Below are 15,883 nucleotides of genomic sequence, written 5' to 3'. Positions count from 1 at the left end.
CCTCTAATATGAATAAACCTTAAAATCCTCTATGCTTGATTCCTCCCCGCAATCTTCCAAATCTTCACTCGAACATACCGCAGATACAAAAGCCATGAACCCATCAGTTTTACGGGACTTAGCCTCCTTCTTCCCGTAGTACTGGTTTCCGCCATCTTCTATAACACATGTATTATTTGTGTACCAGTTCATCAGGGGGTTGTCTCCCCATATTATCAAATGATTATTGAATGCACTGGTAATCACTGGTATATATCTCATTTGGGTAACACGTTTCGTCAGCCGGATATTATTAGCTCCGTCCTTGTCAGTGTCAAAACCTGCCTCCCTCAACGCCCTTGCTACCAAGGTATATCGAAAGTTATCTATGCCGAGGGTGGTGACGTTGTATCTTTGTGCCTGTTTTGCGAGCCATTCGGCCGGTACGCTCGGGGGTATCTCCGGACCATCTACAAATTCAAGAAGTCCTTTAGCTTCCCATCCTCTCAAATCTTGTTTTATTCTTGGCAAATCCAAAGACGAGCTGCAAACCCATGAATGAGTTATCCAGCAGAAAAAACCTTTATACTTGAACAGTAGGCCTGCCGCCAAGAAGTCCGTTGTTTTCATATAGTCTATAGCTCCCACACAGTCACACCCTTCAAGGTTCGGCAATTTCCTGTTAGCCGCTTGGATATTGTCCCAACTTGTTACGCTTATTTCATCCTTAGACCTCGGAAGGTTCATTCTCTTTGTCATGAAATCTGAATGAGCCATGGGATCACTTTTGTAATCACCATATTCTGTGTCCAGTTCTTGCCTCAATGTTGGAAAATAAATGTATGAAGGATTGGCCTTAGACCATAGCTTTTTTTCACTTACTTCCTTTTCATCATCCAGCCTGCAAATAAAAGGAATCATGCCATTATCGCCCATCTTCCCATTTAGTATCTCGTCAGCTCGTGCCTTTATGTCGTCAAGGGGGCCCCCTCTTACATTCCCATCCGTAGTAATTATGGTCTTTCGAGGAAGTGCTTTCTTGCCAAGGCCAGTTTCTGCCGTTGCCAATAATTTATAATTTTCATATGCATGGTATTCGTCGAATACAACCGCCCCGGGCCTGCCGCCATCTTTGGTCTTTATCCCAGAAGTGCGATAGCGGATTTTAGAACCGGTCTTAATATTTTTAATAACCTCCTTATTCCATGTGAAGTACTTACGCAACTTCTCCGAGTTATCTTCAAGTACGTTATACACGTCTTCAAAACTGGTCTTCGCCTGATCCTCAGATACGGAAAAAATATCAACATCATAATTTTTAATTCCATTAATAGGCAAAGTCCAACAAAAGGATTCAAAAGACAAATAGCCATTCTTGCCAGCCCCACGGCCTACCAGTACAAAAAGAAAAGGCCATCTAAGCAGACCATTATTTTTATACACGCAATTATGAAGAGTAAATACAAACTTTTCCCATGGAAACAATTTGAAAGGAAAGTATTTCTCCTGTCTTAGGTACCTTGCCAACTGGTCCTTGTCAACATGTATATCTTCTTCCTCAAAACATTTGGGAACATATTCGGCAAGAGCGAGCTGATCCGCACACATCGGAACTTCTCCGGAAAGAACAAATTGGATATAGTCATCTATCTCCTTACAAGTCTTCTTCTGGGTCATCCTTGTTTTCGCCCTTTATCTTTTCCACATCAAGTCCCAGTGCATCCAGTATTGCCACCATCTGTTTATTGTACTTTATAGCATTTTCAACAGACGGATTATTTTTTTCATACTCCTTGCCGGCTGATGATGTTGTCATATATGTTCGACCACGCTTTTTAATATCTTTTTGCATTGCCCTTTCCTGTTGCCAAAACCACATATAGTCATCTATCAGACTTTTCAATACGTCTATGTTAGCGCCTTTATTTTCCAATTGTTTTAACAGCGATTCTTTTATATTCTTTGCTGTTGCCATTTTGCATCTCTCCTTTCTTGAAAAATTCCTCACATGCGTGAAAAATCACTTTTGTCTTACCTTGTATCCCGTTCTTCCATAGTCAAAATATGTTCCAAAAAATTACCCCGGGGGGTATAATAAAAATTTTATTTATCTTTCATTGTGCCTATAGCCCATTGCCCTCCTGTCACTCGAATCTTTCATCATCCCACTTCGGTTTGTTCTTGTGATGAATCTGATAGTGACATTCCTCACATATCGCCATGAGGTTCGCCTTTGTCAAGGCCAGCCATGGATATTCCCTTACCGTTTTGATATGGTGTACTGTTGTTGCTGGTACATACAACCCTTTCTTCTTGCATAGCTCACACCCATCACCTTTGTGTTCCTCCAATACCTCTGCCCTTAGATGTAGCCATGCCTTGCTGATATAGAAAGCATGAATGTCATCCTTGGCTATTAACTTTCATATCCATACCGCCAACTCTGATGGCGTGTATGTCTTATATCTTTTCATTCCTCCAACCTCCCAATCTTTGAATATAAAAATAGCCGAGAGATTGTTCTTATTCTCTCAGCTTTGCTTGCCATAAATAAAATAGAGCCTATTAATCAAGGCTCTATCTGCTTAGCTTATATAGTGCATATTGATTTAATGATATCCCTTCTTGTTGTGCCTCAATACTTAGTCTCTTATGCAAACTCTTAGGCACTCTAAGAACAAACTTACCACTATACTTTTCATCCCTCATTGCTCCCGGTATAGGATCCCCATGCTCTAACTTTACTCCCATCCAGCCCTTCATAGCTTCTCTTAGGCTGTTGTATGCATCCTCGAATGTTTCTCCTGTACTTTGGCAACCGTCCAGTTCTAATACTTGCCCGTAATAATAACTGCCGCTTTCATCCGTAATTGGTTGTATTACATAATTGTATGGTAAATTCATGTAATAGTTAATGTCTTTTTTCTCCATGCCGAAAGGTGGAAGTTGTTATACTTATGGAGAATCAAGGAGATTTTCTTATCTCCCTATTCTCGTAAGTACATCTCTTACATATACAGCCTTCAAAGGTTGCTCTTCCTTTATCGTTATAACGTCACCTTTCTTATTCCTAAAGTGTCTATGTGAACCATTCTTCCTCACTAACTCATATCCGTAAGCGTTTAACACCTTTGATACTTCATTGAATCTTATTCCGTTTGGCTGTCTCTGCATTTTATTTATAATCTTTTCAACCCCCACCTTTTGTTCACCTCCTTGTATATATAGTATCATATATAGTACTATTATGTCAAGAGGTTTTTATATATTTTTTTAATTTTTTTATAATAAAAAAAGAGCCTATAGGCCCCCTAAATATACTTTCTATCCTTGCTTATAAAGTCTAACATAGCTCTTGCAGATTCATTATCCTTATCTATTTTCAATACTTTGTTACATTCCTTTTCAGCTTTACTAAAGTTATATCTTAGCATGCTCTTTTTAGCTATATCTGTACATATGGCTATTCTTCCATCTTTAGTAAAAAGCATAATTGCTGCGCTTATTACAAGCAATATAAATGCTACTGGTAAGAACAATATAAATATTGCACTTAATATAAGACAAATAAATCCAGCTATTAATAGCTTTGTTGCTCTACTCGGTGTCCTTGGATTTATTCCACTTAGCATTTCCATCATACTATCCTGAGGACTTAAATAAGGTTGATCTATTCGTTCCCCTTTACTGCCCTTATTTATGCTACCCCATGACTTTTGTTCTGTATAATATACTCCAGTTCCCGGAATACTTGTTGTTTTCCTTACCCCCTTGGGACCAACTCCTACCCTAAAACCTTTTACTCCAGTACTCACTCCTATCCCACTTTTAGAAATATTTAGCCTGGTACTTTTCCCTATCTTTGTAGACTTCCTGATATTCAAACCCATATTGTACTATCCCCCTTTATTTATCGTTTTTTTTGCTTATTTTATTATTATATTTCTATAAAAAAAGAGGAAATCCTTCTCATTTCGTAAAAATATGCAAAAAGACATACCACTCAGGCATGCCTTTCAAAAGGGGAATCTAATTTAAAAGCAGCCGGGGGTAATGAGGTAACCTCCTTCCCCCGGCTGCTGCCTTGTATATAAATTATATAACCACCTACTATCATTATAACACGGGTATATATAAACCCCTCTTCATTCTTTCTTCACTCCTTATTTATTCTTGCGGACAATTTCATCGCCCAGCTATCGCTTATATAGAGTTCCTCCGCTATTTCATTCAGGGTTTTGTTCTCTATAAATTTTTTATAAGCTATTTTATACTCTAATCCGGATAACTTATTTAGTTTTTCCAAAATAGCCCTTTTAGTTTCTTTCTTATCATCTATAACAGCTTGTATTATAGCCGCTTCATTATTAATTTTATGCTTCCTGTCCACATAAACGTCTAAATCTATTTTGTTATAAAATAATCTTCGTAAAGCATAATCTTCTCTATATAAATCTTCTAACCTATTTTCATATATCTCAATCTCTCTACACAAATCTTGGTAAGTTGATATTGGATTCATACAGCACTCCTCCAATTTTCTCTTTTTACTTTGTCTATTCGTGCTTTCAAGGACTCTAATAAGGCATTCTGCATGTCTGCCTTGTTCTCCAAAGCCGTCATCACATCCTCGTCCCTGCTGTCCTCTACCACAAGATGGTGTATGAATACTTTTTGTTTCTGCCCCTGCCTGTGTAACCTTCTGTTAGCCTGTTCGTATAGCTCCAAGCTCCACGTAAGTCCGAACCATATCGCGTGGTTCCCTCCATCTTGAAGGTTTAGCCCGTATGCCGTACTGGCAGGATGCGCTAAAAGTATATCTATCTTTCTATTGTTCCAGTCCGCTTCATCTTGCGGGCCTTTTAATTCCCTTACTTCTAGGTTGCTTTTAGAAAGTACTTTTTTCAGCCTTGCTAAATCATGTTGGAAATTGTAAAACACTATCACCGGCTGGCCGTGAAGGGCTTCTATAAGTTCTAGAAATGCTTCAATCTTACAGTCATGCACTTCTATAACTTTTTTATCCTCTCCATATACTGCGCCATTGCACATTTGCAAGAGTTTATTTGTCAATACCGCTGCACTCCCCGCATCTACTATGCTCTCATCTACTTCAAGAAACATCTCTTTTTCCAACTTATCATATGCTTGCCTTGCCTTTGTGTTAAGTACTACAGGTACTACGTTATAAACACAATCGGGTAATTCTAAATAATCCTCGGACTTCATCGATACGCAAATATCTTTTATTTTATCCTGTATACTGTCTTCGGATCCCGATTTTAGTTCGTAGCTGAATCCGTCATACCCTCTTTCAAAGTACCTTTCCCGGTAATGCGTAATTCTTTTTCCCAGCCTCTGTCCTTCATCAAGCAAATACATTTCCGCCCACAAATCAATATACCCATTTGATGCTGGTGTACCAGTTAATCCCACTATCCTGCTTATATACTTTCTTACCCATGTCAAACACTTGAACCGCTTAGCCTGATGGTTTTTAAAACTGCTAAGCTCATCTATAACAACCATATCAAACGGCCAAGCATTTCTGTAATAACCCACCAGCCACTGAACATTTTCCCTATTAATAACCCATATATCACCTGGTATACTTAAAGCTTTTATTCTTTTTGACCTTGAACCAAGTACTAAATTTATCCTAAGTAATTTCAAATGATCCCATTTCTTAGCTTCTTTACTCCAGGTTGCCTCGGCTACTTTTTTCGGCGCTATAACAAGTACTTTATTTATCAAGAATCTATTGTACTTTAAGTCATTTACAGCTGTCAGAGTAATAACGGTTTTTCCTAGCCCCATATCAAGAAACAAACCTAACTTATTTTCATTTATCATGCGATTAATGCAATATTTTTGATATGCATGCGGTACAAATTTCATTCGCTCACGTCCTTTATTTACAAGCTATAATAATTAATTCAGCACAATATTTCATTATTTCGTCTACCTTTTCCTTGCTATCCACCTCACCTGCTACTCCTCCATAAACTACAAATCCTAAATCTCTAAGCTCTTTTTGCTTTTTCAGTTGTAGTGCTGTAGACTTTTTCCCTGAAGCCTTGGTTTCAACAAACACTACTTGGCCACCAGGAAGGCATATCAGTCTGTCAGGTACTCCGTTATTTCCGGGGGAAACAAATTTATATGCCTTACCACCCAACTTTTTTATTTCATTTCTCAGGTAAGTTTCTATTTCTTTCTCTTTCATCTGTCTTTCACTCCTTGCGGATACAATTTTTAAATTACCAGTAAATATATTAACTTTTACCTTTTTAATTCCATTTTTTAGGCGCTCATCTGTGGTGAACGTCTGTAGTGAACGTCCTAAGCCCCGTAATTACTCGCTTACGAGCGATTTGTCAACTAATTATTAAATTTTTTCCTTATAGTATATATGCATTATGCGTATTAAGGTGTATAACGTATGTATATATATCTATATATACCTCTCTATAGTAAAAGTTAGTGACTTGGTGAACAAATCTATAAAGTAATAGTAATAAACAGGTTTTAGCTGTTCACCAAAGTGTTCACTTTGATGTTCACCAAATATTTTTTGGTGAACATCTTCCATTAATTTCTAATTAAATCTAGCGAACATTTTCGGATATTTGATGAACATTTTTTTCAGGTTGGTGTACATTTTGATCCACAATTTTTAAGGTATTTAAAGACCCCTCAATTCGTTTAAATCCCTTTTGTCTACCGTATTCTGCCCCGAATCTTATTACGTCTGCCCTTTTCCAACCAGGCAGGGAATCTAATATGGAATTTATTCGGCGGGCTTCCTTTTTTGGAATATTTTTACTCTCACATAAACACTCTTTCCATATCTCAGCTGCACAAATTTTGTCTCTTTTTACTAATTTTATATCCCCCGTAACCCCATTAGCCCAAAACATTCTGCGCCTATCTAGGGACCATTTTTGCCAGTCACAGGGTAACGGTTGGTCTAAAAATTCTTCTATTTGTCCCTGTAGGGGATCTCTGTCTATGTGTTCTTGCCTCTTTTTCTCTGCTTCTTCCTCCATTTCTTTCGACAGGTACAGCGGTTCTCCCAGCCTCCAGCGCATAACGGCTTCCGCCCATATCTGGTCCAGTTCTTCATCCAAATCCTGGAAAATAGACTTTGTAGGTTCTTGTATTTCTGCATCTACGGGCCAGAACCTTCTGTTTCCTGTGGGGTCTCTTAAATAGTCGTAATTGTTCGTTGTGCCGAAGAATACACTTTTTCGCAGGTGTTTCTCCGTTATCCTTCCGTATGCCGCCCTGTACTGGTCGTCTTCCTTGCTAAGGAAGGATTTTACGGCATTGATATCAGATTTGTTGAAGGCTTCAAGTTCGCTTATTTCTACTATCCATACGCCCTGTAAAAGCTCTGCTCCGTCTTTGCCTTCAAAGGTTTTTATGCTGTCGGAAAACCAGTTCTTGCCCAATTTTCTAAGGATAGTAGACTTTCCTATTCCTTGCCTTCCACAAATTACAGGCATATAGTCGAATTTAATCCCCGGCTGCATGGCTCTTGCTACAGCGGCTGTCAGGGCTTTCCTTGTTACGGTTCTTAAATATTTGCTGTCTTCTGCGCCTAAATAGTCGATAAATAGGGTATCTAAACGGAGTACCTCGTCCCATTCCAAATTATTCAGATAGTCGGTTACAGGGTTGAATCCGTTTGCGGATGCGTGATTTCTAAGGGCATCGTCCACTATATCCCCAGATCTAAAGCCCAATATTTTTTCTATATATTCCCTAAGCCCGGAGCTGTCGGCGTCTTTCCACCTGTCCGTTCCTTTTTCGTTTTGTCTGTTTCCCCAGGGCAAAGGTGCGGTAAGGCATATAAATTCTCCGAATTTATCTTCTTTTATCCGTCCTTTTAATAACGGGTCGTGTTCTAAAACAATTCTTACGTTTTCAATTGTTTTCAGTGATTTTCCTGACGATGGAGACACTTTTAATAAGCCGATCCAATTAGCATCGTCTTTTATCTCAGTTGAGAATTTTATGTTTGCTTCATTGTATCTTTCCTGATTAAGCAGGGATGATACCTGTTTATCTTTTACGGCAAATTCGCACATAGCCTTATAGCTTGGTAGTTTGCTTATGGGTGTATCGGGCTTTGATTCTTCGTCAAGTTCGCCAAATCTATGAAGTCTTACCAGGTCGAATGCGTTGCACAGTTTACCCCCCGCCGGGTCCGTTGCATGGTGGCTGTATAAGAATTTCCCATTGTCATATATGATTGCCCCTGCTGTGGTAGAACCCCCCGTATAGGTCAGCCTGTTCTCCATATCGCAAGCTGCATATACATTGGGTATAAATGTATTGATGGCTTTGTAAATATCATAGACCCTGCAAAATGCCCCGATAATGCCTTCTTTTCCTGTAGGGTCCGTTTGTTTTTCGGCGCGCCTAGTCTGTGTCTGCTGCGCTCCCGGTACTTGTGGCCATTCAGCAACATTTCTCCAGTCGCTATACATTCCAAGCATTCCATCGGCATCTATAAATGGCTTATCTGCAAACTGGTATACATACTGGCTGTTGCTACAGCATGAAGGCCAGTACATCAGCCTACTCGCTTGAAATGTCGTAGGATCACACAATTCGATACCTACTATGCTTGCAATTTTTCTTGCTATAGGTTCATATTCATCCGCCGTACACGTTCTGTTTAAGGGCAACAGTACCCTTAATCTCGGCTTAAGAGGTTCATGCTTTCTTGTACTGTAGACTGCATACCCGCATCCTAAACCTTCAAGCCTAAGTAAAACGTCCTGCGTATGTTCGGCAGGGATATTATCTAAGTCGAGTACTACTATATCCCTGCCTTTTATATTATTGGATCCTCTCTTATTGTCTTTTAGGCTGCCCGCCACAAAGCCTCCGACGTCCTTTAGATTGTCCTGTTTGGCTTTAGACATCCTAAGGTATTCCTGTAGTGTTTCTGTGCTTCTTACAGGCGTTTTTAGCCGCTCTACAAGTTCGGACCAGTATATATTTTGCTGTAGCCATGTAGTAGATTTACGGCTGTTTGCTATACTTATAGTTAGTTTTTTATCATTTATCATAGAAGCATCGCTCCTTAATCCTTCTTAAAAAATTCTGCTTTAAAACCATCAGCCTTTAATGGTAACCCGGGCGCCCACGGTATGGGTTGCCCCATAATCTGGCATACCTGGTCTAAATCTGCATATTCTTTCGGGCAGTCGATTATTACTTCGTCGTGGACGTGGAATACTATTTTATATCCAGCACTCGACAGTTTTCTAATGTTTTCAGCCAAGCAATCCCTCGCTATTGCCTGGGTAATGTTTTCTACTATTTTACCCCCATAAGCATAAATTGTTTCCCATTTTTTAGTTGTCTGGTTCATTCCTTTATAGCATAAAGTTTCTTTTCCCCATTCATTATTTTGAAGAAATGGTTTTACGTAAAATAGTTTTCTTCCAGATGGCAATGTAATTGTTAAAAAATCTTGCTCATTTTGAATATCGCATTCTCGGGCAAATATAAGATTTTTAATACCCATAGGCCTACCCGTATGCATAACTTCAAGTACTGTACTTTCCACCGCATACCACAAAGAGACTATTCTTTTGTTGGTTGACCTCCATCTGTTTACAATCTCCGGAAGTTCTTCTTCCGCCAGCCCCATATTTAGGGCGCCCATAGCAATTAGTGCGCCGCTTCCTCCTTGGTACCCTAATGCTAACTCTGCGACCTTTCCTTTTTGCCTAAGGGCATATTCGGGATTGCCTTTTTTAATTTTTTCTATGGGTATCCCGAACATTTGACTTGCCGAGGCTTCATATATTTTGCCGTGGCTCTTGAATACATCAAGCCGCCATTGTTCGTCTGCAAGCCATGCGATTACTCTTGCCTCTATGGCACTGAAATCGGCATCTACAAATATATTACCTTCGGATGGTATGAAAGCCGTCCTTATGAGCTGACTTAGAGTATCGGGTATACTTTCGTATATAATTTTTAAAGCACCTATCTTCTTATTCTTAACAAGTTGTCTTGCTAATGATAAAGTTTCTAAGTAGTTGCGCGGTAAGTTTTGTACCTGTACTAAACGTCCGGCCCATCTTCCGGTTCTGTTTGCTCCATAGAATTGAAGCAATCCTCTTATTCTTCCGTCTATGCACACTGCTTCATTCATGGCTGTATATTTTTTTATGGATGTCTTAGACAGTTCCTGCCTTATTTCAAGCATACGTTTTGCCTTATCATCTACTGTGTTTATTAGCTCCTTTACTGTGTCTTTTCGCAGGTCCGTTATTTCTTCCCCTGTTTCTTTTTTGAGCCATTTGCTTAGTTGCTGTATACTATTAGGATTTTCTAATCCGGATATATTAGTAGCTTCCTGCGTAAGCTCATTTTCAATAATTTCATTGCAGTATAAAGCTCCCTCAATGAGTTTTCTGTCCACCGCTACACCATAAGAATTGATTTGCTGATCAAGCCGCCACAATTTTTGTTCTTGTTCGGGTACCAGAAAATTGCTTAATTTTTTTTCTATTTCCATTTCCGTAACAACGTCTTGTTTACAGTAATCTTTAAACAGATTCCATTTTTCCGGTTCATGCTGTGGTAATGTTCTTGTTCTGTTGCCGTTATTCTTAGTTGGTTTACACGGTATGCAGAAAGTTCTTATAAGTGCACTTCCTATACTCATCTTGCGTTTATCCTCTGGAAGCCCTAATGCTATGGCTGTGGCTGCGAGTCCTGCCGTATATCCGCAGTATAAACCATGCAGCATGGTACATTGCCATTGTTGTAGCCAGTTGATACGATTTTCATCTGAAAGATTAAAATACTTGCTTAAACAATACCACTCAAACGGGGCATTATAGGCATGTTTTATTGTATCAGTACTAAATATTAAATTTATTATTTCTTGTGGTATTTTCTCTCCTTGCATTAAATCTATAATTTGTACCGGGCTCTCGTCTAAACTGTAAGCAAATAACAATATCTGAAAATCAGGGGATTGCACATATTTGTACAATCCCGCTTTTTTTATACCTACACTACTAAAAGTTTCTATATCTACGCTAAGGTGTCTCATATCCCCATCACACCACCGGGTGTAATTGGCGCGCCTGTAATTGGATCGTATTGCTGTTGTGGTTGCTGTGGTTGTGGTTGTGGTTGTTGCGGCTGTGACTGTTGTGGTGCCCCCATATACGCGTTGGTTCCGCCAAAGGCTTGTTCGGCTGTCACTCCACCGCCTAAAGGTTCGCCGTCTTCTATTTTTTGTATAGGTCCTAATCCTATTCCTATGCCTTTTTTCCCGTTGCTGTTATATGGGAAAAAAGTTACACATATTCTCGCATATACTCCGCTGTATACCTCGCTTTGGTTTATAATAGGGTTAAGGTTCGTGTCTACTACGGCTATTGGTTGCTTGCTGCTTGCAGTAAATACCCAGTGTCCTTTGCATTCCTGTCCAAAGGGCATGCCGTCGGATGGTCTTGTTCCGTCCCCATCGTGCACTGGTATGGCTAATATTGGGGGTCTTACCCCGCCCCATTTATCTTTTATTCCTATTTCTATTGCCGCATTTATGGCGGTGTCTATCCTTTGTTTTGTTGCTATATCAGACTTAGGAACTAATACTGTGGTACTATATTTAGCCTCTTGGTTAGGCTGATGAGCATACGGCGCAAATACATGCGTGTAGCTTAATCTTACTTTTCCGGTTGTTACTTGTTGTGCGTTATTCATTTATTATTCCTCCTCCATTTTTAAACGCCTCTTCGGCTGTAATTTTGTTTGTTATTGCTGGTCTTTTATCTTCTTGGCTTGCTAATGTTGGCTTACCTGGCGGTTTTTCGATATAATTTTTAAGTAATTCCTCAAATTTCTTTTTAGGCAATAGTTTTTCTACCATCGTAAGGGTAATGGGCTTTCTTTCATACAACATTGCTTCATCTATACCATTTTTCTTCAGTATCTCAAATGCTTCGTCCATGTTTGTAAATGTTCTGGTACTCCTGCCTTCTACTGCCTTCCATCCTGGTATTTCTTCCCCGTTTAAACAAGCGCCAAGGGCATATTCCTCAAGGTCTTTTACCCATTTTGCAAGATGTCGGGCTTTCTCCAATATCTGTCCTACTTCTTCATTGCTTATTAAAGGTGGTTTCATGTAGTTGTATTCTTCAAGGCTTGTATTAAATTCTGCCCTTGCCCTGCAAAGTCTCTTTGCCCGGCAAAATCTGCAATGCTCGCCTTGTACGTATTTGCCTTCTCCCCCATATGCTTTTTGGGCTATTGGTTTTATTGCTTCTCCCCAATTTAATAATTTTTCTATTGTCATCTCATATTCTGATATATTATCTATTCTTGGCTGTACTATGGTCATTTTTATAGTTTTTATATTGTACAAGAAGGAGTATTCACTATAGGCTCCTAATGCGTATAACTTCATTTGCGGGTTTTCTTCCGCAGATACTGGAACACCTTTACCATATTTAAAATCAATTATATGAAGGGTATTATCGCCTATCAGAATGCAGTCTCCGGTACCAAATCCCTCGGGGGCGTAATTACTAAAATTTAATCTTTTTTCAGCTGCTACATAGGGAGAAGTTTTATATCGCAACGCAGCTTTTTGAACATACTCCAAATATACATCTGTGTATTTTAGTATTTCATCCTGCCATAAAGGATCTTCTTTAAATTTTTTTATTCTATTATTAAATTTTCTTGGACCCATAGGCTCTAAAAAATATTTTCTAAGTTTTAATTCTGCTACTTGATGGGCCAATGTTCCTTCTTTTGCATAATCACTTTCCGTATCCGGAAATTGTTCTTCAAGCCTCGCAGAAGGAGGACAAGCTAACCATCTGCTCGCACTGCTTGCGGATAGCAGCGCGTGCTCAGGAATGGTTATCGGGGCTGTCATATTCTCTGTCATATCTTTGCCCCCATTTCTCTTAGCTTTGTTGCAAATGCCCCGTATTGTTTTTTTGGAAGGGCTGTCAGGGCTTGTACTCCAAATTGCCCCAATAAGCCGATTAGTTCATTTCTTTTTCCCGCATCCATAAGCTGGGTAGCGGCTACGGCTAATTGTTCCATTGTGTAGGATATGGTTTGTATTGGTATGTTTTCCGGCTGTATTGGTTGTACTGGTTGTTGTACTGGTTGTTGTGTTGCTATTTTGCCCTCCATAGCTGCTATAAGGTTATTTAGGATTTCTTCTAATTTATTAGAGATTGTTACTGTTACCTGAATATCCATTTATTCATTTGCCTCCTTCAAATAATTTATTTTTTCTGTCTTGACTTTTATATATGGGCATATTATTAGCAATTCCGGTTCATCCGTGAAATATATTAAATTACTGGGTGTAGTACCGAGTATTTTAAAATTTTGAGTGTAATCTCCTACTAAATCCGTATATCTTTTATTTACAAAAATATACTTCTTGTCATCGTTTATGAATATTGAACAAATTTCTTCAGGGACCTGATACAATAATTTTGTATATTTTATTTCTTTAGTTTCTTTTGGTATTTGCAGTATGCTCTTTATAAATTTTTTATCCTCTTCCATTCTTTCAGGCTTTCTATCAGGATTACCTGTAGATAGCGTCTCTCCTTCCTGGGGGATGGTATCGAATTTTCTTAATAAGGGTTTGATATCGGCGCCCTTTAATTCTGGTATTTTTAGGCCCCAGTAATCCGCTGTTAAGTAGTCAAATTCTCCCTCCCTTAGCCATTTAAGGTTTTTTACGCCTTTTAAGGCCGATGCTAATTTTTTTGTATTTATCATTTTTTATCCTCCTTTCCTATCCAATTTTCCAAACTATTCTCAACCACCTTTAGTTGGAAGTCTGCTACAATGCTTGTCTGCCCTTTGGATAGCTCTTCTCTCACGTTTTTAACCATTTCTAATAGACCTTTTAGATTTTCTATATCTATTTGCATTTGCATTCGTCACCTCTTTCTGGTAGAATGTAGATATCAAAGTTATTTATTTTGGCCTTTTCCGGTAGTTCGGGAAGGTCTTCTTTTTTTGCAAATATTGGTCTGAAATCTTTTACCTTTCCAACAAAACCAGCTATTAGTCTCATTTCTCCTCATCCTCCTTCATTTTTATTTCTTTTAATACTTGTTTTAAGCTTTTTGATGCACCGTTTTCTAAATCGATATATTGGTAAACCTCTTTAGGAAGAGGTTGCCATACATTAGAATCATTGAATTCTATATAATTTTTTCTGGGCGTCCCTTTATCTTCTTCGTAAATCTCTCCCGGCGCGTGATCACTCAGCCAAACTTGTCCTCCGTATGTTTTAGTTACGTATGCTTTTCCCCAGCCTTTGGTTATCTCTCTCAGATATTTAGAGAGCGGAATTTGAACTATTATTTTAGCCATTTGCTCTTTCCTCCTTTTTTAATATTTCCTTTACCAGTTCAACTGCCTGACAGTATTTCAGTTCCGGTCTTTCTTGCAATATGTTTCTCGCGAGGCCTGATACTTCTGCCGCCAATTCAAGGTTTACTTCATCTTTTTCAATTTTCATTTTGTATCCTCCCTCAATTCCTTTATCAGTGCCTCGTTTTCCTCAATTTCCTTTTCAAAATATTCCTTGTTCTTTGCAACTGTGTATTGTTCAATTCTGTCTGCACAAACTCGTACATTGCTATCTTCTATTTTCTCCCGCAGGAGAATGTTCAAGATTTCCAATTTGGCAATTATCAAATTTTTATTCATTTTTCTTGGGCCTCCTTTATTTGTAGTTCCTCAATATTATTAGGATCAGTTAAGTCTTTGCCTTCGTATTCTTTTAGAAAATCCAATAGAGCGGTTCTTCTTACTTTGTATCTTCCTAACCTTAGTACCGGAAGTAAGCCAGCATTTATTAATTCATAAACATATGCAGAATTGGTTTTAATCAGTTTTGCAACTTCTGGCACTGTATACAAAATATCTTCCATTTATAGCGCCTCCTAAGCTATTTTTTCTTTTCCAAATATCTCTAATAAAAACTGCCTTCCTGTCTCAGTCCACTTTCTGTCATAAACTACTTTTCCGTTTTCAAGTACATTCTGTTTTATGCTTACGTAGCCTTTTTCAGAATAATCAGCAGTTAAAACCCACGTTCTATTAATTTTGTATTGAATTTTCCTTTTCTCTAATTCTTTATTAAAAACCGTTGCACTTCTATATCCCAATTCTTTAGCTATTTCTGTAGTTGTATATAATTTATTCGAATGTGTAAGTATTTCAATTTTCCCTGACAGTTCTATTACCTTATTTTGATAATCCAACATCTTAACATTTGCAATTTGCAATGCTCTTGCCATTACCTGCTCCGGTGAATTCCATTGATTTTCTACTTCTATAAAATAATCTCTAATTCTCCAAGCTTTCTCTCCTCCTGATACCATGCATAGATGTTTAGCTATATCAATCGGAACGATATAATCTATGAACTCTTGATTATTGCTGTTAGTGTACCTGGAGGTACAGTAGGTTAAATTTTCTTTAAGCCCCAATCTTTCTACTTGATTTATCCACCAGACTGAAAATCTTTTGCTGATGCCTAATTTTTCATACAAATTTCTAGCACTTACGACTTGTTGGCCCTTATTGTTAACTTCAACTTTTATTAAATCGTTCATCTTATGTCCCCCTTTCTGTTTTTATCTAGCCATTTATCAAGAAATTCCTTTTTGTAAACGTAATTATTACCGTTTGCAACATACTCAATTTGCCCTATTCGCGTAAGCCTTAGAATTGTATCGTATCCTATACGGAGATATTCTGCTGCTTCTTTTGCGGTAAAGACTTCTTGACTAATTTTTTTGATAATTCCTGTTAATTCTTTGATATTGTCGTTTAGTTCTTTTAATAAATCCTCATTCATAATCACACC

23 protein-coding genes are annotated in these 15,883 nt (G+C 38.4%); all 23 read right to left on the bottom strand.

All coding sequences use genetic code 11. From position 1 onward, the window contains the following. Positions 1–3 precede the first annotated feature (3 nt). Positions 4–1,656, bottom strand: coding sequence for a terminase large subunit domain-containing protein (locus tag PP176A_RS07020; RefSeq protein WP_071139749.1), 1,653 nt, complete (start codon positions 1,654–1,656; stop codon positions 4–6). Then, positions 1,634–1,954: a P27 family phage terminase small subunit gene (locus PP176A_RS07015; RefSeq protein WP_071139748.1), complete on the bottom strand. Its 321-nt coding sequence runs from the start codon at positions 1,952–1,954 to the stop codon at positions 1,634–1,636. The genes PP176A_RS07020 and PP176A_RS07015 overlap by 23 nt, the downstream gene beginning before the upstream one ends. A gap of 169 nt (positions 1,955–2,123) precedes the next feature. Beyond that, positions 2,124–2,282, bottom strand: a complete 159-nt coding sequence (locus PP176A_RS16750; RefSeq protein WP_373419508.1) for an HNH endonuclease — start codon at positions 2,280–2,282, stop codon at positions 2,124–2,126. A gap of 274 nt (positions 2,283–2,556) precedes the next feature. Continuing rightward, positions 2,557–2,883, bottom strand: coding sequence for a type II toxin-antitoxin system HicB family antitoxin (locus PP176A_RS07010; RefSeq protein WP_200796079.1), 327 nt, complete (start codon positions 2,881–2,883; stop codon positions 2,557–2,559). Between the two features lie 75 nt (positions 2,884–2,958). After that, on the bottom strand, positions 2,959–3,180 hold the full coding sequence (locus PP176A_RS07005) for a type II toxin-antitoxin system HicA family toxin (protein ID WP_200796077.1): 222 nt from the start codon (positions 3,178–3,180) through the stop codon (positions 2,959–2,961). Positions 3,181–3,290: 110 nt separating this feature from the next. Further along, positions 3,291–3,869 carry a DUF4236 domain-containing protein gene (locus PP176A_RS07000; protein ID WP_071139745.1) on the bottom strand — a complete coding sequence of 193 codons (579 nt, stop codon included), beginning with the start codon at positions 3,867–3,869 and terminating at the stop codon, positions 3,291–3,293. A 266-nt stretch (positions 3,870–4,135) separates the two neighbouring features. After that, positions 4,136–4,501: a hypothetical protein gene (locus tag PP176A_RS06995; RefSeq protein ID WP_071139744.1), complete on the bottom strand. Its 366-nt coding sequence runs from the start codon at positions 4,499–4,501 to the stop codon at positions 4,136–4,138. Further along, positions 4,498–5,877, bottom strand: a complete 1,380-nt coding sequence (locus PP176A_RS06990; protein ID WP_071139743.1) for a DEAD/DEAH box helicase — start codon at positions 5,875–5,877, stop codon at positions 4,498–4,500. Before PP176A_RS06990 ends, PP176A_RS06995 begins: the two co-directional genes overlap by 4 nt. 13 nt (positions 5,878–5,890) lie before the next feature. Continuing rightward, entirely contained in the window at positions 5,891–6,205 is a 315-nt protein-coding gene (locus PP176A_RS06985; RefSeq protein WP_071139742.1) for a VRR-NUC domain-containing protein, read from the bottom strand. 382 nt (positions 6,206–6,587) lie between these two features. Continuing rightward, positions 6,588–8,915: a virulence-associated E family protein gene (locus PP176A_RS06980; RefSeq protein WP_234958864.1), complete on the bottom strand. Its 2,328-nt coding sequence runs from the start codon at positions 8,913–8,915 to the stop codon at positions 6,588–6,590. Positions 8,916–9,076: 161 nt separating this feature from the next. Continuing rightward, positions 9,077–11,068, bottom strand: a complete 1,992-nt coding sequence (locus tag PP176A_RS06975; protein ID WP_071139740.1) for a DNA polymerase — start codon at positions 11,066–11,068, stop codon at positions 9,077–9,079. Then, a complete protein-coding gene (locus tag PP176A_RS06970) occupies positions 11,065–11,727 on the bottom strand; it encodes a DUF2815 family protein (protein WP_071139739.1) in 663 nt (220 codons plus the stop codon). Before PP176A_RS06970 ends, PP176A_RS06975 begins: the two co-directional genes overlap by 4 nt. Next, positions 11,720–12,919, bottom strand: coding sequence for a DUF2800 domain-containing protein (locus tag PP176A_RS06965; protein ID WP_200796075.1), 1,200 nt, complete (start codon positions 12,917–12,919; stop codon positions 11,720–11,722). Before PP176A_RS06965 ends, PP176A_RS06970 begins: the two co-directional genes overlap by 8 nt. Continuing rightward, a complete protein-coding gene (locus tag PP176A_RS06960) occupies positions 12,916–13,242 on the bottom strand; it encodes a hypothetical protein (protein ID WP_071139738.1) in 327 nt (108 codons plus the stop codon). Before PP176A_RS06960 ends, PP176A_RS06965 begins: the two co-directional genes overlap by 4 nt. Next, positions 13,243–13,776, bottom strand: a complete 534-nt coding sequence (locus PP176A_RS06955; RefSeq protein ID WP_071139737.1) for a hypothetical protein — start codon at positions 13,774–13,776, stop codon at positions 13,243–13,245. Further along, positions 13,773–13,937, bottom strand: coding sequence for a hypothetical protein (locus PP176A_RS16220; RefSeq protein ID WP_159429048.1), 165 nt, complete (start codon positions 13,935–13,937; stop codon positions 13,773–13,775). The genes PP176A_RS06955 and PP176A_RS16220 overlap by 4 nt, the downstream gene beginning before the upstream one ends. Next, positions 13,922–14,077 (bottom strand): hypothetical protein, encoded by a 156-nt coding sequence (locus PP176A_RS16215; protein WP_159429047.1) that lies wholly within the window; start codon positions 14,075–14,077, stop codon positions 13,922–13,924. Before PP176A_RS16215 ends, PP176A_RS16220 begins: the two co-directional genes overlap by 16 nt. Next, positions 14,074–14,379, bottom strand: a complete 306-nt coding sequence (locus PP176A_RS06950) for a hypothetical protein (RefSeq protein ID WP_071139736.1) — start codon at positions 14,377–14,379, stop codon at positions 14,074–14,076. The genes PP176A_RS16215 and PP176A_RS06950 overlap by 4 nt, the downstream gene beginning before the upstream one ends. Continuing rightward, the gene (locus tag PP176A_RS16210; protein ID WP_159429046.1) at positions 14,372–14,527 is read right to left on the bottom strand and encodes a hypothetical protein; all 156 of its coding nucleotides are present in this window, start codon (positions 14,525–14,527) and stop codon (positions 14,372–14,374) included. Before PP176A_RS16210 ends, PP176A_RS06950 begins: the two co-directional genes overlap by 8 nt. Continuing rightward, on the bottom strand, positions 14,524–14,718 hold the full coding sequence (locus PP176A_RS06945) for a hypothetical protein (protein WP_071139735.1): 195 nt from the start codon (positions 14,716–14,718) through the stop codon (positions 14,524–14,526). The genes PP176A_RS16210 and PP176A_RS06945 overlap by 4 nt, the downstream gene beginning before the upstream one ends. Continuing rightward, positions 14,715–14,942 (bottom strand): helix-turn-helix domain-containing protein, encoded by a 228-nt coding sequence (locus PP176A_RS06940; RefSeq protein ID WP_071139734.1) that lies wholly within the window; start codon positions 14,940–14,942, stop codon positions 14,715–14,717. Before PP176A_RS06940 ends, PP176A_RS06945 begins: the two co-directional genes overlap by 4 nt. 12 nt (positions 14,943–14,954) lie before the next feature. Further along, positions 14,955–15,629: an antA/AntB antirepressor family protein gene (locus tag PP176A_RS06935; RefSeq protein ID WP_071139733.1), complete on the bottom strand. Its 675-nt coding sequence runs from the start codon at positions 15,627–15,629 to the stop codon at positions 14,955–14,957. Next, positions 15,626–15,874 carry a helix-turn-helix domain-containing protein gene (locus tag PP176A_RS06930; RefSeq protein WP_071139732.1) on the bottom strand — a complete coding sequence of 83 codons (249 nt, stop codon included), beginning with the start codon at positions 15,872–15,874 and terminating at the stop codon, positions 15,626–15,628. The genes PP176A_RS06935 and PP176A_RS06930 overlap by 4 nt, the downstream gene beginning before the upstream one ends. Between the last annotated feature and the right edge of the window lie 9 nt (positions 15,875–15,883).

It is taken from the genome of Sporanaerobacter sp. PP17-6a (assembly GCF_900095615.1).
Classification (GTDB): domain Bacteria; phylum Bacillota; class Clostridia; order Tissierellales; family Acidilutibacteraceae; genus Acidilutibacter; species Acidilutibacter cellobiosedens.
This window is presented reverse-complemented; position numbering and strand designations above follow the sequence as displayed.

What these genes read in the sequence shown, in the direction of transcription:
- PP176A_RS07020 (WP_071139749.1), bottom strand. Translation starts at nt 1,656, where the DNA reads ATGACCCAGAAGAAGACTTGTAAGGAGATAGATGACTATATCCAATTT.
- PP176A_RS07015 (WP_071139748.1), bottom strand. Translation starts at nt 1,954, where the DNA reads ATGGCAACAGCAAAGAATATAAAAGAATCGCTGTTAAAACAATTGGAA.
- PP176A_RS07010 (WP_200796079.1), bottom strand. Translation starts at nt 2,883, where the DNA reads ATGAATTTACCATACAATTATGTAATACAACCAATTACGGATGAAAGC.
- PP176A_RS07000 (WP_071139745.1), bottom strand. Translation starts at nt 3,869, where the DNA reads ATGGGTTTGAATATCAGGAAGTCTACAAAGATAGGGAAAAGTACCAGG.
- PP176A_RS06995 (WP_071139744.1), bottom strand. Translation starts at nt 4,501, where the DNA reads ATGAATCCAATATCAACTTACCAAGATTTGTGTAGAGAGATTGAGATA.
- PP176A_RS06990 (WP_071139743.1), bottom strand. Translation starts at nt 5,877, where the DNA reads ATGAAATTTGTACCGCATGCATATCAAAAATATTGCATTAATCGCATG.
- PP176A_RS06985 (WP_071139742.1), bottom strand. Translation starts at nt 6,205, where the DNA reads ATGAAAGAGAAAGAAATAGAAACTTACCTGAGAAATGAAATAAAAAAG.
- PP176A_RS06980 (WP_234958864.1), bottom strand. Translation starts at nt 8,915, where the DNA reads ATGTCTAAAGCCAAACAGGACAATCTAAAGGACGTCGGAGGCTTTGTG.
- PP176A_RS06975 (WP_071139740.1), bottom strand. Translation starts at nt 11,068, where the DNA reads ATGAGACACCTTAGCGTAGATATAGAAACTTTTAGTAGTGTAGGTATA.
- PP176A_RS06970 (WP_071139739.1), bottom strand. Translation starts at nt 11,727, where the DNA reads ATGAATAACGCACAACAAGTAACAACCGGAAAAGTAAGATTAAGCTAC.
- PP176A_RS06965 (WP_200796075.1), bottom strand. Translation starts at nt 12,919, where the DNA reads ATGACAGAGAATATGACAGCCCCGATAACCATTCCTGAGCACGCGCTG.
- PP176A_RS06960 (WP_071139738.1), bottom strand. Translation starts at nt 13,242, where the DNA reads ATGGATATTCAGGTAACAGTAACAATCTCTAATAAATTAGAAGAAATC.
- PP176A_RS06955 (WP_071139737.1), bottom strand. Translation starts at nt 13,776, where the DNA reads ATGATAAATACAAAAAAATTAGCATCGGCCTTAAAAGGCGTAAAAAAC.
- PP176A_RS16220 (WP_159429048.1), bottom strand. Translation starts at nt 13,937, where the DNA reads ATGCAAATGCAAATAGATATAGAAAATCTAAAAGGTCTATTAGAAATG.
- PP176A_RS16215 (WP_159429047.1), bottom strand. Translation starts at nt 14,077, where the DNA reads ATGAGACTAATAGCTGGTTTTGTTGGAAAGGTAAAAGATTTCAGACCA.
- PP176A_RS06950 (WP_071139736.1), bottom strand. Translation starts at nt 14,379, where the DNA reads ATGGCTAAAATAATAGTTCAAATTCCGCTCTCTAAATATCTGAGAGAG.
- PP176A_RS16210 (WP_159429046.1), bottom strand. Translation starts at nt 14,527, where the DNA reads ATGAAAATTGAAAAAGATGAAGTAAACCTTGAATTGGCGGCAGAAGTA.
- PP176A_RS06945 (WP_071139735.1), bottom strand. Translation starts at nt 14,718, where the DNA reads ATGAATAAAAATTTGATAATTGCCAAATTGGAAATCTTGAACATTCTC.
- PP176A_RS06940 (WP_071139734.1), bottom strand. Translation starts at nt 14,942, where the DNA reads ATGGAAGATATTTTGTATACAGTGCCAGAAGTTGCAAAACTGATTAAA.
- PP176A_RS06935 (WP_071139733.1), bottom strand. Translation starts at nt 15,629, where the DNA reads ATGAACGATTTAATAAAAGTTGAAGTTAACAATAAGGGCCAACAAGTC.
- PP176A_RS06930 (WP_071139732.1), bottom strand. Translation starts at nt 15,874, where the DNA reads ATGAATGAGGATTTATTAAAAGAACTAAACGACAATATCAAAGAATTA.